The 15,745-nt window shown below is 55.3% G+C and carries 13 protein-coding genes and 1 other annotated feature; of the genes, 3 read left to right on the top strand and 10 right to left on the bottom strand.

Features of this window, described 5'->3' with window-relative positions; genetic code table 11:
* Nucleotides 1–52: 52 nt before the first annotated feature.
* Complete coding sequence (gene ushA, locus OGV82_RS01195) at nucleotides 53–1,705, bottom strand: bifunctional UDP-sugar hydrolase/5'-nucleotidase UshA (protein WP_047458385.1); 1,653 nt, start codon at nucleotides 1,703–1,705, stop codon at nucleotides 53–55.
* A gap of 174 nt (nucleotides 1,706–1,879) precedes the next feature.
* Here ushA and fsr point away from each other — a divergent pair, with 174 nt between their 5' ends.
* Together fsr and ybaL are read left to right on the top strand one after the other, a co-directional pair.
* Entirely contained in the window at nucleotides 1,880–3,100 is a 1,221-nt protein-coding gene (gene fsr, locus OGV82_RS01200; RefSeq protein WP_012133495.1) for a fosmidomycin MFS transporter, read from the top strand.
* 279 nt (nucleotides 3,101–3,379) lie between these two features.
* Nucleotides 3,380–5,056, top strand: a complete 1,677-nt coding sequence (gene ybaL / locus OGV82_RS01205; RefSeq protein ID WP_047458388.1) for a YbaL family putative K(+) efflux transporter — start codon at nucleotides 3,380–3,382, stop codon at nucleotides 5,054–5,056.
* A gap of 90 nt (nucleotides 5,057–5,146) precedes the next feature.
* On the opposite strand, the gene gsk is transcribed toward ybaL, so the two are convergent.
* Entirely contained in the window at nucleotides 5,147–6,451 is a 1,305-nt protein-coding gene (gene gsk, locus OGV82_RS01210; protein ID WP_047458391.1) for an inosine/guanosine kinase, read from the bottom strand.
* Between the two features lie 152 nt (nucleotides 6,452–6,603).
* Between gsk and aes the strand changes: the two genes are divergently transcribed.
* Nucleotides 6,604–7,563, top strand: coding sequence for an acetyl esterase (aes, locus tag OGV82_RS01215; RefSeq protein ID WP_047458394.1), 960 nt, complete (start codon nucleotides 6,604–6,606; stop codon nucleotides 7,561–7,563).
* Nucleotides 7,564–7,565: 2 nt separating this feature from the next.
* On the opposite strand, the gene hemH is transcribed toward aes, so the two are convergent.
* The 8 genes from hemH to OGV82_RS01255 form a co-directional block, all read right to left on the bottom strand.
* The gene (gene hemH / locus OGV82_RS01220) at nucleotides 7,566–8,528 is read right to left on the bottom strand and encodes a ferrochelatase (protein WP_047458399.1); all 963 of its coding nucleotides are present in this window, start codon (nucleotides 8,526–8,528) and stop codon (nucleotides 7,566–7,568) included.
* 176 nt (nucleotides 8,529–8,704) lie between these two features.
* Nucleotides 8,705–9,349, bottom strand: a complete 645-nt coding sequence (gene adk, locus OGV82_RS01225) for an adenylate kinase (protein WP_012133500.1) — start codon at nucleotides 9,347–9,349, stop codon at nucleotides 8,705–8,707.
* Between the two features lie 236 nt (nucleotides 9,350–9,585).
* Nucleotides 9,586–11,460: a molecular chaperone HtpG gene (gene htpG, locus OGV82_RS01230; protein WP_012133501.1), complete on the bottom strand. Its 1,875-nt coding sequence runs from the start codon at nucleotides 11,458–11,460 to the stop codon at nucleotides 9,586–9,588.
* Nucleotides 11,461–11,569: 109 nt separating this feature from the next.
* Nucleotides 11,570–12,175, bottom strand: coding sequence for a recombination mediator RecR (gene recR, locus OGV82_RS01235; protein ID WP_012133502.1), 606 nt, complete (start codon nucleotides 12,173–12,175; stop codon nucleotides 11,570–11,572).
* A complete protein-coding gene (locus OGV82_RS01240; RefSeq protein WP_001515903.1) occupies nucleotides 12,175–12,504 on the bottom strand; it encodes a YbaB/EbfC family nucleoid-associated protein in 330 nt (109 codons plus the stop codon). The genes recR and OGV82_RS01240 overlap by 1 nt, the downstream gene beginning before the upstream one ends.
* Nucleotides 12,505–12,549: 45 nt before the next feature.
* On the bottom strand, nucleotides 12,550–14,475 hold the full coding sequence (gene dnaX, locus OGV82_RS01245) for a DNA polymerase III subunit gamma/tau (RefSeq protein ID WP_047458402.1): 1,926 nt from the start codon (nucleotides 14,473–14,475) through the stop codon (nucleotides 12,550–12,552).
* Nucleotides 13,153–13,217 (bottom strand) — a sequence feature (DnaX frameshifting element). Its footprint overlaps the gene before it by 65 nt.
* Before the next feature lie 189 nt (nucleotides 14,476–14,664).
* On the bottom strand, nucleotides 14,665–15,216 hold the full coding sequence (apt, locus tag OGV82_RS01250; RefSeq protein ID WP_047458406.1) for an adenine phosphoribosyltransferase: 552 nt from the start codon (nucleotides 15,214–15,216) through the stop codon (nucleotides 14,665–14,667).
* A 150-nt stretch (nucleotides 15,217–15,366) separates the two neighbouring features.
* A complete protein-coding gene (locus OGV82_RS01255; protein WP_012133505.1) occupies nucleotides 15,367–15,744 on the bottom strand; it encodes a DUF454 family protein in 378 nt (125 codons plus the stop codon).
* Nucleotide 15,745: the final 1 nt, after the last annotated feature.

The raw sequence follows: 15,745 nt of genomic DNA on the forward strand, positions 1-15,745 counted from the left end.
TACGCTTATCAGGCCTACAAACCGCATTGACCCGTACCGGCACTACGCCTTATTACTGCCAGCTGACTTCGCCCTTCGGCTCATACGCGCTGGCATCCAGCGGTGAGTTCTTCTGCACGTACTCTTTCAGCACTTCCGCATCAATAAACCCGGTATTCACGTATCCCGGTTTATTATCAATTTGCGGATACCCGTCGCCGCCCGTCGCATTGAAGCTCAGCGTCGCCATCCGGTAGGTTTTCGCCGGGTCAACAGGCTCGTCTTTAATTTTCAGGTCATTAAGTTTGCCGTCTTTCGCCACAAAACTGACGTTCGCAAACTGCGGATACGCCCCGGAATCCGGCTTCATTTGCGCGACGGCGGTCAGGTAATCAATTACCTCTTTACCGCTCATGTCGACATAGACCACAACGTTGCCAAACGGCTGCACCTTGAGCACGCTTTTATAGGTAATGTTGCCGCCTTCAATGGAGTCGCGAATCCCCCCACCGCTCATCACGCCGAAATCGGCGCTGGTGCGCGCGATTTGCGCGGCCAGAATCAGATGGCCCATATTAGTCTGCACAAAGCGAACTTTGTTGCGATCCCCTTCAAGACGACCATTGACGCTGCCAATCTTCACGTCCAGCTGCGCTTTACCTTTGTTCTGGAATGGCGTCAGAAGCGAGAGCATTTGCTGATTTTCTGAAATTTCCGGGGTGTAAAGTACGCGCTCACTTTTCCCGTTATCCCAGGTGACTTTCTTCTTCAGGTTTACCGGAATGAGCTGATAGTTGACCATTTTCATCTCGCCGTTACGGAACTCAAAGTCCGCGCGGCCAACGTATTTTCCCCACTCATGCGCCTGCACAATCCAGATGCCGTTCTGCATATCCGGCGCGCAAGGCGTACCCGGCACATAATCAACCTGCTTTTTGTTTTCGGACGCCATGCACACCGGGTCCTGTGAGTGACCACCCACAATCATCGCCAGCGAGCCTTTTGGCAGACTACGCGCCATTTCAACATCGCCCGGCGCGTTCGAACCGTGATCGCCGTTGTCATAGTGCCCCATGTGGGTAGTGGCGATAATGATGTCCGGCTTTTCATTCACTTGCAGTTCCTGAATCACCACCTTCGCCTCTTCGGCCGGTTTACGGAACTCGATATCGGTGAAGAATTCCGGGTTACCGATCTTCGCGGTGTCGTCCGTCGTCAATCCGAGGACGGCGATTTTCAGATCCTGGCGTTTAAAAATAGCCCATGGCTTGAACAGGCGTTCTCCGGTACTCTTTTGGTAGATATTGGCGGAGAGGAAGGGGAATTTGGCCCACTTTTCCTGCTGACGCAGCACGCTGAGCGGATTATCAAACTCATGATTACCGACGGCCATCGCATCGTAGCCAATCAGGTTCATACCACGAAAGTCAGGTTCCGCGTCCTGCAAGTCGGACTCCGGTACGCCAGTGTTAATGTCGCCGCCGGAAAGCAGCAGCACGCTGCCGCCTTCAGCCGCAACCTCTTTGCGAATGCCGTCCACCAGCGTTTTTTGCGCCGATAAACCGTACTCGCCGTATTCGCTGCGCCAGAAATGGCCGTGGTGATCGTTAGTATGCAGAATGGTGATTTTATAGGTTTTATCTTTTTCATAAGCCTGAACAGGCTGGCTTGCCAGCGTAAACGCGGCAAACAATGCCAGCGCCACACCCCGTTTCAAAAATTTCATGCTTCTCTCCCTGACTCAATATCAACCGCTGAAATTACAATGATCTGAAATAATAGTCGAAAATGTTTTCAGAATTGAGACTTCCTTCAAACACCGTCCACAGGTATGTTAGTCGAGTAATAATTACAAATTCGATTATCCCCAACATCGCAAACAAAACAGAAGTGACATTCTATGGCAATGAGTGAACCAACCCAGCCGTTAGCGGGCGCCTCTGCTGCGGCGACTAAAGCACGCACCTCGTTTGGCATCTTAGGCGCGATCAGCCTGTCTCATTTGTTGAACGATATGATCCAGTCGCTAATTTTAGCGATTTACCCGCTGCTGCAATCAGAGTTTTCCCTGACCTTTATGCAGATAGGGATGATTACCCTGACCTTCCAGCTCGCCTCCTCCCTGCTCCAGCCGGTCGTCGGATACTGGACGGATAAATATCCCATGCCGTGGTCGCTCCCCATTGGGATGTGCTTTACGCTGAGCGGTCTGGTACTGCTGGCGCTGGCGGGCAGTTTTGGCGCCGTGCTGCTGGCGGCGGCGCTGGTCGGCACCGGTTCTTCGGTATTTCATCCAGAATCTTCCCGCGTGGCGCGTATGGCCTCCGGCGGACGCCACGGGCTGGCGCAATCCATCTTCCAGGTTGGCGGCAACTTCGGCAGCTCGCTGGGGCCGCTACTGGCTGCTGTCATCATCGCGCCATATGGCAAAGGTAATGTGGCCTGGTTTGTATTAGCCGCGTTGCTGGCCATTATTGTGCTGGCGCAGATCAGCCGCTGGTATGCCGCGCAACACCGGATAAGTAAAGGAAAACCGAAGGCGACCATCGTCAATCCGCTGCCGCGCAATAAAGTGATACTTGCCGTCAGCGTGCTGTTAGTCCTGATTTTCTCCAAATACTTCTATATGGCGAGCATCAGCAGCTATTACACCTTTTATCTGATGCAAAAATTCGGATTATCGGTACAAAACGCACAGTTTCATCTGTTTGCCTTCCTGTTTGCCGTTGCGGCTGGAACGGTAATCGGCGGGCCTCTGGGTGATAAAATAGGCCGAAAATATGTTATTTGGGGCTCAATTCTGGGTGTAGCGCCGTTTACTCTCGTTTTACCCTATGCAACCCTGCACTGGACGGGGATTTTAACCGTGATAATTGGTTTTATCCTCGCATCGGCCTTTTCTGCCATCCTGGTGTATGCGCAGGAACTGCTTCCGGGGCGTATCGGTATGGTTTCTGGGCTCTTTTTCGGTTTCGCGTTCGGTATGGGAGGCCTTGGCGCTGCGGTATTAGGCCTGCTCGCCGACCACACCAGTATTGATTTGGTCTACAAAATATGTGCTTTCCTGCCACTTCTGGGGATACTGACCATATTCTTGCCTGACAACCGACATAAAGCCTGATTTTTCTGCGGCCAAAGGTAAACTTTGGTCGCACTCTCTTCCAGTCACCGTAAGCCTTTAGCTCACAGACACCCCGCCAGTTTTCCAATCCGTGCCTTTTTTATTCTAAATTCCACTTTTCATCAAATTTCAACAATTATTCATAAACATAAACATCGAAATTGTCATAAACTATTACCTGGAATTTTGGTTTCTCTGGCGCCATCGCTTGTGAGGCTGTGCGAGCGATGACGCCAGGGCGACCAAAAATGGATCAACATAACGACCAAAGGAGACGGAATGCATCACGCCACCCCGCTTATTACCACCATTGTTGGCGGCCTCGTGCTCGCTTTTATACTCGGCATGCTTGCCAATAAACTGCGTATTTCTCCTCTGGTGGGATATCTGTTAGCGGGCGTTCTTGCGGGGCCATTTACTCCGGGTTTTGTCGCGGATACCAAACTTGCGCCTGAACTGGCGGAGCTTGGCGTAATCCTGCTGATGTTCGGCGTCGGGTTGCACTTTTCATTGAAGGATCTGATGGCGGTAAAGGCCATCGCCATTCCCGGCGCGGTCGCCCAGATAGCCGTGGCGACGTTGCTGGGTATGGCGCTTTCAGCGGTGTTGGGCTGGTCGCTCATGACCGGTATCGTCTTCGGGTTATGTCTTTCAACCGCCAGTACCGTGGTGCTGCTGCGCGCGCTTGAAGAGAGACAGCTTATTGACAGTCAGCGCGGGCAAATCGCCATCGGCTGGCTGATTGTGGAAGATCTGGTGATGGTTCTGACGCTGGTTCTTCTGCCCGCCGTGGCGGGAATGCTGGAAAAAGGCGATGTCGGCTTCGCGTCGCTGGCAGTTGATATGGGCATCACCATCGGTAAAGTGGTGGCGTTTATCGCCATTATGATGCTGGTTGGGCGCCGTCTGGTGCCGTGGATTATGGCGCGCAGCGCCGCCACCGGCTCCCGTGAACTGTTTACCCTTTCCGTACTGGCGCTGGCGCTGGGCATCGCCTTTGGCGCCGTCGAGCTGTTCGATGTCTCCTTCGCGCTGGGCGCTTTCTTTGCCGGGATGGTGTTAAACGAATCAGAATTGAGCCACCGCGCCGCGCACGATACGCTGCCGCTTCGCGACGCCTTTGCGGTCCTGTTCTTTGTCTCCGTCGGGATGCTGTTTGACCCGTTAATCCTGATTCAACAGCCGATGGCGGTACTGGCTACGCTGGCCATTATTATCTTTGGTAAATCGGTTGCCGCTTTCTTCCTGGTTCGCCTGTTCGGGCACTCGCCGCGCACCGCACTGACCATCGCCGCCAGCCTGGCGCAGATTGGTGAATTTGCCTTTATTCTGGCAGGTCTGGGCATGGCGTTGGATCTGCTGCCGCAGGCAGGGCAGAACCTGGTGCTGGCGGGCGCGATTCTGTCGATTATGCTCAACCCGGTGCTGTTTGCGCTGTTAGAGAAATACCTCGCCAAAACGGAAACGCTGGAAGAGCAGACGCTGGAAGAAGCGATCGAAGAAGAGAAGCAGATTCCGGTGGATATCTGCAACCACGCGCTGCTGGTCGGTTTTGGTCGCGTCGGTAGTCTGCTGGGCGAAAAACTGATGGCGGCAGGCATTCCGCTGGTGGTCATTGAAACTTCACGTACCCGCGTGGATGAGCTGCGTGAGCGCGGTATTCGCGCCGTACTGGGGAATGCCGCTAACGAAGAGATCATGAACCTGGCGCATCTGGACTGCGCTCGCTGGCTGTTGCTGACCATTCCGAACGGTTACGAGGCCGGTGAAATCGTGGCCTCTGCCCGCGAGAAATGCCCGCATATTGAGATTATCGCACGCGCGCATTATGACGATGAGGTGGAATACATCACCGAGCGCGGAGCGAATCAGGTGGTGATGGGCGAGCGTGAAATTGCCCGCACCATGCTGGAGCTACTGGAAACCCCGCCCGCAGGCGAAGTGGTGACGGGTTAAACGGTGTGATGCCGGATGGCGGTGTAATCACCTTATCCGGCCTACGATTTTCTTGTAGGCCCGATAAGCGCAGCGCCATCGGGCAATAACTCAGCGATCCCAGTAAGACTCTTCGAGGCTGTCTTCCCGTTCCGGCAGACCGCGCGTCAACCGCGGGGAATGCTGGTTCAATACCTGATAACTCACACGGTTCGCATACTTACACACCTGCGCCAAAGACGAATAGGTCAGCCAGGTGAATTTATGCTTGCTGGAGTTAGGCACATTGGTGCGGTGATAATTATTGGCGGTAATATCATGTAACAGCGCCGCCAGCGCGCCGTCTCCCGCGCCATTGGTGTTCATGATTTTTTCCGGCCCGCCCATGTACGGGGCGATGTGCGAGTAGACCCGCAGCGGATGGAGACAATCTTTATGCCGCATCGCACGGCTGAACTCATACTGATTAAACTCGGCAATCGCCCCCGGCAGCAGCGGGTGCTGGGTTTTGCGTTTCGCTTCATCTTCGGTAAAGCCCGCCATATACAACCCAATCGGCCCGGCGGTACACAGCACCAGATCCACCCAGTCCAGCGCCTTATCAGACGCCAGCAGCGGATCGTTCTCGCCGGTTAACGCTTCCGCCTCTTCTTCATTCATCGCCAGAATGGAGACATGCTCTTTGAGGAACGCCTGCCACCACTGCGGATTATCGGCGATAACAAACTTCGTCCCCAGGGTCAGCACCACCGGCACATTATGCTTTTTCGCGTACTCAATGGCTTTCATGGTCGCTTCCGGCATCGGCTCGCCCGGTTTACAGCGCACCAGATAGGAGGTCAGCACCAGCGCAGATGCGCCCGCAATCACCGATTCCGGGATGCTCTCCGCCCGAAGCTGGTTCATGTGGCCGGGACTGATGGCGAAGGTACGCTCGCCGGATTCGCCAATCAGCGTAAAGCAGCGGCCAATGGGACCATCAACCCCTTGCAGGTGGTTGAGGTCGGTACGGCTTGATGTGTTACATAAATAGCGGTAGGCGTAGCTGCCAATCTCAATGTTGCTGCACATCACGCCCAGCAGAACGGAGCGATCGTCCGCCAGCACCGAGTAGTTGTGCATGGTGTTACCAATGGTGCCACCGGCAAACTGGTGGGTGATCAGGTTTTCACGCACCAGCTCCTGATACAACGCTTCTGCGACGTCATCCTCAATCACCAGAGAATGCCCGGCGCTCAATCCATAACGTTTCACAAAGTCATCATCGACTTTCGCTTCAATATCCACCAGCGTCTGATCGATACCGACCACCCATGACGCGCTGGTTTCATTTTCAGCCTGAATTTGTTGCAACAGCGGGTCACGGGCATTAACGGGGAAATAGTGTTTGGATTTACGTTTACCGGGAAATTTCATGATTGTGTTTACAGGTGGATAACTGAGCGGTGCATGGTAGCACATTCCCCCCTGCCCGCGCGACGAGGCGCGGAGTTTCAATATCGGACGGTGAGATCGCAGTTTATTGGCGATCGCTTTCTACAATGGAGGCATTTCACAAGGAGCGCGTTATGAAGCCAGAAAACAAAATTCCCGTTATCGATCTTATTTCTGCGCAAATGAGGGCCGTCATCAACGTTCATCAGGCGGAGTTGCCGCCGTGGCCTGCGGATGACATTGCGGCGCAGCGCCAGCACTACACCCGCGAGCGCCAGTTCTGGAACGCCGGGGCGCCGCAGATGGCAACGCGGACGGCGGCGGTTCCCACACCCTACGGCGAGGTCGCCACGCGTCTGTATTATCCACAGCACAACAGCAGGGCAACGCTGTTTTATCTGCACGGCGGCGGATTTATTCTCGGCAATCTGGATACCCACGACCGCATTATGCGGCTGCTGGCGAGCTATACGCGGTGTACGGTCGTCGGCATCGACTATACGCTCTCTCCCGAGGCGCGTTTCCCACAGGCGATTGAGGAGACCGTCGCGGCATGTCGGTTCTTTCATCAACGCGCCGATGAATACGCATTGAACATGGCGCAAATCGGTTTTGCCGGGGATTCCGCAGGCGCTATGCTGGCGCTCGCCAGCGCGCTGTGGCTGCGCGATAAGCAGATTGTATGCGGGAACGTGATCGCCACGCTGCTGTGGTATGGTCTCTACGGGTTACAGGATTCGCCCAGCCGCCGTTTATTTGGCGGGGAATGGGACGGCTTAACCCGTCAGGATCTGGAGAGGTATGAAAACGCCTATCTGCGTGATGAGCAGGATCGCGAATCCCCTTGGTATTGCCTGTTCAATAACGATCTGACCCGCAATGTGCCACCCTGCTTTATTGCCGGCGCGGAGTTCGATCCGTTACTTGATGACAGCCGTCTGCTGCACCAGACGCTCCAGGCGCATAATCAGCCCAGTGAGTACCGGATGTACCCCGGCACGCTGCATGCCTTCCTGCACTATTCACGCATGATGAAAATCGCGGACGATGCGCTACAGGATGGCGCGCGTTTCTTTATGGCGCAGTTAAAATAGCCTCAGAGGTACGGCGCGGTCAGCTTCAGCATCATATCGATGTGTTCCGGCGCGGCATTGAGCGCCGGAATGTATTCGTATTTTTTACCGCCCGCCTCAAGGAAGATTTCCCGGTTTTGCAACGCGATCTCCTCCAGCGTTTCCAGACAATCCGCCGCAAAACCCGGACACATCACCTGAATATGCCCGGTGCCTTTTTCGCCCAGCATTTTCAACGTTTCGTCAGTATACGGCGTCAGCCACGGCTCGCGGCCAAAGCGCGACTGGAAGGTCATCATCACTTTTTCTGGCGCCAGACCAAGCGCGGAGACCAGTTCACGGGTAGTATCGCGACAGCGTTGCGGGTAGTCGTCGCCTTCGTCAGCGTAACGCTGCGGGATGCCGTGATACGAGAGCAGCAGCAAGTCCGGCTCGCCATGTTGGGCAAACGAGGCACGGGCGCTATTTGCCAGGGCGGTGATATAGCTATTGTCATCAGCGTAGTCACGAATAAACGAGACGCCTGGAATACTGCGTTTACGCGCCAGAATACGCGCCAGTTCGTCCCAGACGGCCGCCACCGTCGAACAGGAGTATTGTGGGTAGAGCGGCAGCACCACGATGTGATCGACGTGATTCGCCAGCAGTTCATCGACCGCGCTTTCCAGCGACGGCGAACCGTAGCTCATCCCCAGCGCAACGGGCGTATCCGGGAGACGCTCTGCCAGCGCCTGCTGTTGCTCCCTGCTGTAAACCAGCAACGGCGATCCGCCTTCCTGCCAGATAGACTGGTACAGTTTTGCGACACGCGGCGCGCGCAGCGGCAAAATCACACCACGCAAAAGCGGCCACCACAGCAGGCGGGAAGTATCCACCACGCGCTCATCGCTTAAAAATTGCTTCAGATAGCGTTTAACCGCTTCAGGAGTTGGGGCATCGGGAGTGCCGAGGTTAGCCAGCAGGATACCGGTTTTCGTCTGACGCATTACCGCCTCTTATTGATTCAAATTGTTGATAATTGTAGCGGAAAAGCGAGGAAGAAGAACTAATTGCTGTGAGAGGTAAGATGAGAATTTGCCTGATGGCGCTACGCTTATCAGGCCTACAAGAAAATCGTAGGCCGTAGGCCCGATAAGCGTAGCGCCATCGGGCAATTTACGGATTAACCGAGGATTTTTTCAAGGTCGGCACGCACATCGGCAACGGCCTGAGTACCGTCCACTTTCGCATATTTAGTGTTACCCGCTTCCGCTTCTTTCTGGTAGTAACCAATCAGCGGCGCAGTCATCTGATGGTATTCCACCAGACGCTTACGAACGGTCTCTTCCTGATCGTCTTTACGGGTGGTCAGCTCTTCGCCGGTCACATCGTCCTTGCCTTCCACTTTCGGCGGATTGAATTTGATGTGATAAACACGGCCAGACGCCGCATGCACGCGACGGCCCACGATGCGGTCAACGATCAGCTCGTCCGGTACGTCGAATTCGAGAACATAGTCAACCGCAATGCCCGCTTCTTTCATGGCGTCGGCCTGCGGAATTGTACGCGGGAAGCCGTCCAGCAGGAAACCGTTGCGGCAATCGTCCTGCGCGATACGCTCTTTTACCAGCGCAATCACCAGCTCATCGGTCACCAGCTTGCCGGCGTCCATGATGTCTTTCGCTTGTTTACCCAGCTCGGAGCCAGATTTCACGGCGGCACGCAGCATGTCGCCAGTGGAGATTTGCACAATACCATATTTCTCCATGATGAACTGAGCCTGAGTTCCTTTACCCGCGCCCGGAGCGCCAAGCAGAATGATACGCATTACGAAAATCCCCTTAAAGGTTGTCGATATTTTTTAAAAAAGCGCTAAACGATACCACCATCACGCAATTCGCTCAAGGAAGGCGCCCTGCGCTGAAACGGTTAACGGCGGGAAAATGAAGAAAAAGAGAGGATAAAATAAAAATGCCCAATGGCGCTGCGCTTATCGGGCCTACATAAGCAACCTGCTCGTAGGCCGGATAAGCATTAGCGCCATCCGGCATGACGCGGTGCCGATTAAGACACCAGCAACTGGTTCATACGACGGATAAACTGGTTCGGATCTTCCAGCGTACCGCGTTCGGCAAACAGCGCCTGATCCAACAGCAGCTCTACCCATTCGTTAAACTGCGCTTCGTCCTGGGTATCCGCCGTGCGTTTCACCAGTACGTGATCCGGGTTGAGTTCAAAGATGTATTTCACTTCCGGCACGGCCTGACCGGCAGCGGCAAACAGCTTCGCCATCTGGGTACTCATCTCGTCAGCGTCGGTGGTGACAATGGCCGGAGTATCGGTCAGACGATGCGTCAGACGCACCTCTTTCACACGATCGCCCAGCAGGGTTTTCACGCGCTCAACGAACGGCGTCAGCGCTTTTTCCGCTTCTTTTGCGCTTTCATCGACTTCATCCGCCAGTTTTTCCAGCGATTCGTCAACTTTAGACACGGACTGGAACGCCTTACCGTCGAACTCGGTCAGGTAATTCATCATCCACTCATCAATGCGATCGGAAAGCAGCAGCACTTCGATGCCTTTCTTACGCAGCAGCTCCAGGTGCGGGCTGCTCTTCGCCGCCGCGTAGCTGTCTGCCGTGATGTAGTAGATCTTCTCCTGCCCTTCTTTCATGCGGGAGATATAATCTTCCAGAGAGACGGTTTGTGCGGAAGAGTCCGTATGCGTTGAGGCAAAGCGCATCAGTTTCGCGATGGCTTCCTGGTTGGCATGATCTTCCGCCGGGCCTTCTTTCAGCACCAGACCAAACTGTTTCCAGAAGGTCTGGTATTTTTCCGCATCGTCTTTCGCCAGCTTTTCCAGCATTTGCAGAACACGTTTGGTCAACGCGCTGCGCAAGTTGCGGGTAACGGTGCTGTCCTGAAGGATTTCGCGGGAAACGTTCAGCGGCAGATCGTTGGAATCAATCAGACCACGCACGAAGCGCAGGTAGTTCGGCATAAACTGCTCAGCGTCGTCCATGATAAAGACACGCTGTACGTACAGTTTCAGCCCATGCTTGTGATCGCGGTTCCACATATCCCACGGCGCCTGAGACGGGATGTACAGCAGGCTGGTGTACTCCTGCTTACCTTCCACACGGTTGTGGCTCCAGGTCAGCGGGTCGGTGAAGTCGTGAGCAATGTGCTTGTAGAACTCGTTATACTCGTCGTCTTTGATTTCTGACTTGTTACGCGTCCACAGCGCCTGCGCCTTGTTGATTTTCTCCCAGGAGACGATCGTTTCACCGTCTTTTTCTTCCTGTTTTTCAATCTCTACCGGCAGTGCGATATGGTCGGAATATTTGCTGATGATGGAGCGTACGCGCCAGTCATCAAGGAACTCGTCTTCGCCTTCACGCAGGTGCAGGGTGATTTCCGTACCGCGATCGTCTTTAGTGATATCCGCGACGGTGTACTCACCTTCGCCCGCCGATTCCCAGAACACGCCGTTTTCCGGCTTATCGCCCGCTGCGCGGGTACGCACGGTCACTTTATCCGCGACGATAAACGCGGAGTAGAAGCCGACCCCGAACTGGCCGATCAACTGGCTGTCTTTCGCCTGATCGGAACCCATGGATTCGAGGAAAGATTTAGTGCCGGATTTCGCAATGGTTCCCAGATGATCGATAACGTCATCACGGTTCATCCCCACGCCATTATCGGCGATGGTCAGCGTACGCTTATCTTTATCAAAGGAGACACGCACGCGCAGCTCGCCGTCGCCTTCATACAGATCCGGGTTCGACAGCGCGCGAAAACGCAGCTTGTCCGCCGCATCTGAGGCGTTAGAGATAAGCTCACGCAGGAAAATTTCTTTATTGGAGTACAGAGAATGGATCATCAGGTGCAGAAGCTGTTTTACTTCTGACTGAAAACCACGAGTTTCTTGTCCTTTCATTGGATAAATACCTCAACAATGCCATTTACAAGGTCAAAATGCGTTGAGGGAGAGATGGGGACGGGAAATGAGTTTTCAAGCGGGAGAACGCGAATGTTCTCCCGATTGATTAAAAACGAATCTTATGACGCCCGGCAAGCGAGTGGGACAGCGTGGTGCCGTCGACCATTTCCAGTTCGCCGCCCACCGGTACGCCGTGGGCGATACGGCTGGCTTCAACGCCATATTGCGCACAAAGTTCGGCAATATAGTTCGCGGTAGCCTCCCCTTCGACCGTCGGGTTGGTCGCGAGGATCACTTCGCTGAGCTGTTCTGACGCCAGACGCTGCTCCAGACGATCGAGACCGATATCGTCCGGCCCGATGCCGTCGAGCGGCGACAGATGCCCCATCAGTACGAAGTAGCGGCCAGAGAATTGCCCGGTCTGCTCAATGGCGTAGATGTCCGCCGGACTCTCCACCACGCAGATTTGACCGTTTTCCTGACGACGCGGATTCGAACAGATATTGCACACGTCCTGCTCAGTGAAGGTGCGGCAATCGGCGCAGTGGCCGATTTCCGACATCGCCCGGGTGAGCGCTTGCGCCAGACGCATCCCGCCGCTGCGGTCACGCTGAAGCAGCGTAAACGCCATGCGCTGCGCTGACTTCGGGCCAACGCCCGGCAGACAGCGCAGTGCTTCCATAAGCTGAGTTAACAGCGGGCTGGTTTGCATCAGAACGGCATCTTAAAGCCAGGCGGCAGTTGCATACCGGAGGAGACAGACGCCATCTTCTCTTTCTGGGTCTCTTCAATGCGACGCGCCGCATCGTTGAACGCCGCAGCGACCAGATCTTCCAGCATCTCTTTGTCGTCTTCCAGCAGGCTTGGGTCGATTTCCACGCGACGGCAGTTGTGCGCACCGTTAATGGTCACTTTCACCAGACCTGCGCCAGACTCGCCGGTGACTTCCAGTTTGGCGATTTCTTCCTGCATCTGCTGCATTTTTTCTTGCATCTGCTGGGCTTGCTTCATCAGGTTGCCCAGACCGCCTTTTCCAAACATAAGCTCTCTCTCTTGATGGTTTACAATCGCAAGCCGGGCTTACGATCAAATGGGGCGAATACTCTCTTCATCCAGATCCGCGTCAAAGAATCGACGCAGCGTCTGAATGTTGTTATCCGCGATAATCGACTCACGCGCCTGCGCAAGTTTCTCTTCATAAATCGCCTGACGCCACTCCAGCGGCGTTCGCACCGCCGGATTATCATCTTCAACGATGGTCAGTTCAACCGTCGTTCCCGTCAGGGCGCTCAATGCTTCCGCCAGCTTTTGCTGCGCGCCAGTGGAGTTAAGGTGTCGCTGCGTGGAGCGCAGATGCAGGCAAATGGTATTGCCGTTCTCCTCTTTCCAGGCGTTTAACGCCACCTGTTCCACCAGCTTCGGCAGGGAGAGCTGGCTAATTTGTGCCGCCCACGGATCGCGTTCAGTCGCTTCCGCGGCCAGTTTGGTCGCCAGTTCCGGTGTTTTTTCATGCTCCAGCGCCTTTTTCAGCGCTTTCGGCGTGGCCACAACCTCTTTTACTTCCACCACCGGATTGGTCGCCTTCCAGCGGTAGGCTTCTTTCTTCGTCGGCGTCTGTTCCAGCGCAGACGGCGCCGGACGCGCCTGAACGCGTTCAGAGACAGAGGCTAATCTTTCCAGCGCAGCGTTATTTACCGGCCGCGCGCGGGAAGCGGCTGCCGGTTCACTCTTTTTTGTTTTGGTTGCTCCCTGAGCACGCTGAAGCTGGTTGCGCGCCGCCAGCACCTGGCTGGTGGCATCTGGCAACGGCACCTCCTGGCGTACCGGAGCGGATTGTTGCGAAGGCACCTGCGTCGGCGTCATCACCGCCGTTGGCGCGACCGGCGCAAAAGATTGCTGCGGTCTTTCCGGTTCCGGCAGCGGCATACGTGGGTGGAATGCCAGCGCGCGTAATAGCGTCATTTCAACGCCCATCCGTCTGTCCGGCGCGTAAGGCAGCTCTTTGCGGCCAATCAACAGCGTCTGGTAATAGAGCTGTATGTCCGCTGGCGGCACGGTTCGCGCCAGTTCACGCATGCGCTGCTCAATCGCCGCCATATCGTTACCCAGCGCGGCAGGCGACAGCTGCACCATCGCAATGCGGTGCAACAGCCCCAGCATTTCGACCAGCAGCGCTTCCCACTCAATACCGCGTGCGGCGGCATCATTCACCAGCGACATCACGCGCTCGCCATTGGCGGCAACCACCGCCTCGACCAGCGAAAGCGCCTGGTCATCATCCAGCGTGCCGAGCATCGCGCTCACCGCCTGGGTGGAGACCTGCCCGTCACCGCTGGCGATCGCCTGGTCGGTCAGGCTTAGCGCATCGCGCAGGCTGCCGTCCGCTGCGCGGGAGAGCAGTTGCAGCGCGCGCGGCTCATGCGCGATATGTTCTTCGTTAAGGATATGCTCAAGCTGATGGCGAATTTGTTCGACATCCAGCGCCTTGAGATGGAATTGCAGGCAGCGCGACAAAATCGTCACCGGCAGCTTCTGCGGATCGGTGGTCGCCAGCAGGAATTTGACGTGCGCGGGCGGTTCTTCGAGCGTTTTAAGCAACGCGTTGAAGCTGTGCCGCGAGAGCATATGCACTTCGTCGATCAGATAGACCTTAAACCGGCCGCGCGCGGGTGCGTACTGGACGTTATCCAGCAGGTCGCGGGTATCTTCCACTTTGGTGCGCGACGCGGCGTCGATCTCAATCAGATCGACAAAACGCCCCTGCTCGATTTCCCGGCAGTTGTCACATACGCCGCACGGCGTGGCGGTGATGCCGGTTTCACAGTTCAGTCCCTTCGCCAGCAGACGGGCGATGGAGGTTTTACCGACGCCACGGGTGCCGGAAAAAAGATATGCGTGATGAATACGCCCTAACGACAAGCCGTTCGCCAGTGCGGTCAGCACATGTTCCTGGCCGACGACGTCAGCAAAGGTTTGTGGGCGCCATTTTCGGGCTAAGACCTGATAACTCATTGGCTGGCTCTGAAACGCTGGAAGGTGGATTCATGGGGGGAATGCTAACACAACCTCGCAAATACAGCGAGGTTGTGAGGCTTTATTCGCGACGCTCACCCTTTTGAGCCGCCGCAAGCGGCGTTCAAAACGCAAATGTGTTTTGTCGGGCGCTGGTCGGAACCAGAGTGGCGAATAGGCTAGCCTGAATCAGTGCCCCGGGAAGGGAACCAGGCTATAACAGGTAATCCCCTGTTTTGCCAGACGCTGCTCACCACCCAGATCGAACAGATTGATGATGAAAGCGGCATCGGTCACTTCCCCACCCAGACGACGGATCAGCTTCACAGTCGCTTCGATTGTGCCACCGGTCGCCAGGAGATCGTCCACCACCAGCACTTTATCGCCCGGTTTGATGGCATCAACGTGGATTTCAAGCTGATCGGTGCCGTACTCCAGCTCATAGCTTTCAGCGATCGTTTCACGCGGCAATTTGCGCGGTTTACGCACCGGAACAAACCCGACGCCCAGGCCCAGCGCGACCGGCGCACCAAACAGGAAGCCACGCGCTTCGGTGCCGACAACTTTGGTGATGCCTGCATTTTTGTATCGTTCAACCAGCAACTCAATGCTGAGCGCATAGGCTTTCGGGTCTTCCAGCAAGCTGGTGACATCACGGAAAAGAATGCCCGGTTTCGGGTAGTCGAGAATGCTTTTAATGCTATTTTTGAGAAACTCAAGCTGCTGTGCAGTCGCGGTCATGGATATATGCCTGCTATTACGGTGTTACTCACGGCGCGAATTAAGGGGGTCAAAGTAACGATTGTTTAACCTTTAACCGTCTGCGCCTGTGCTCGAAAACGGTCGAATTTACTGGCTGCGTAAGACAATTGCAACAGCGATTATTGCGCTTCAGTGCTTTTGTTGCTTTTCATCAATCACCGGTATCCGCCACATAAAAATCAACAGGCAGGCCAGGATCGCCAGCAGCAGTATTCGTACCCACATCATATGCACCAGCCAAAGCGAGATACCGAATGTAATCAATATCAATGCAATAGCGCGTGGTTTCGCCCCCGGCGGCATCGCGCGATGCTTTTGCCAGTGACGCAAATAGCCGCCAAACCAGGAGCGGTAAAGCAGCCAGTCATGAAAGCGCGGCGACGAACGGGCAAAACACCAGGCCGCCAGTAAAATAAACGGCGTAGTGGGCAATAGCGGCAACACGACGCCCAGCGTCCCTAACACTACCGCCAGCCAGCCAATGATGATTAAAATAGTACGTTTCATA

Source organism: Citrobacter sp. CK191 (assembly GCF_030333435.1).
Taxonomy (GTDB): Bacteria; Pseudomonadota; Gammaproteobacteria; order Enterobacterales; family Enterobacteriaceae; genus Citrobacter_B; species Citrobacter_B koseri.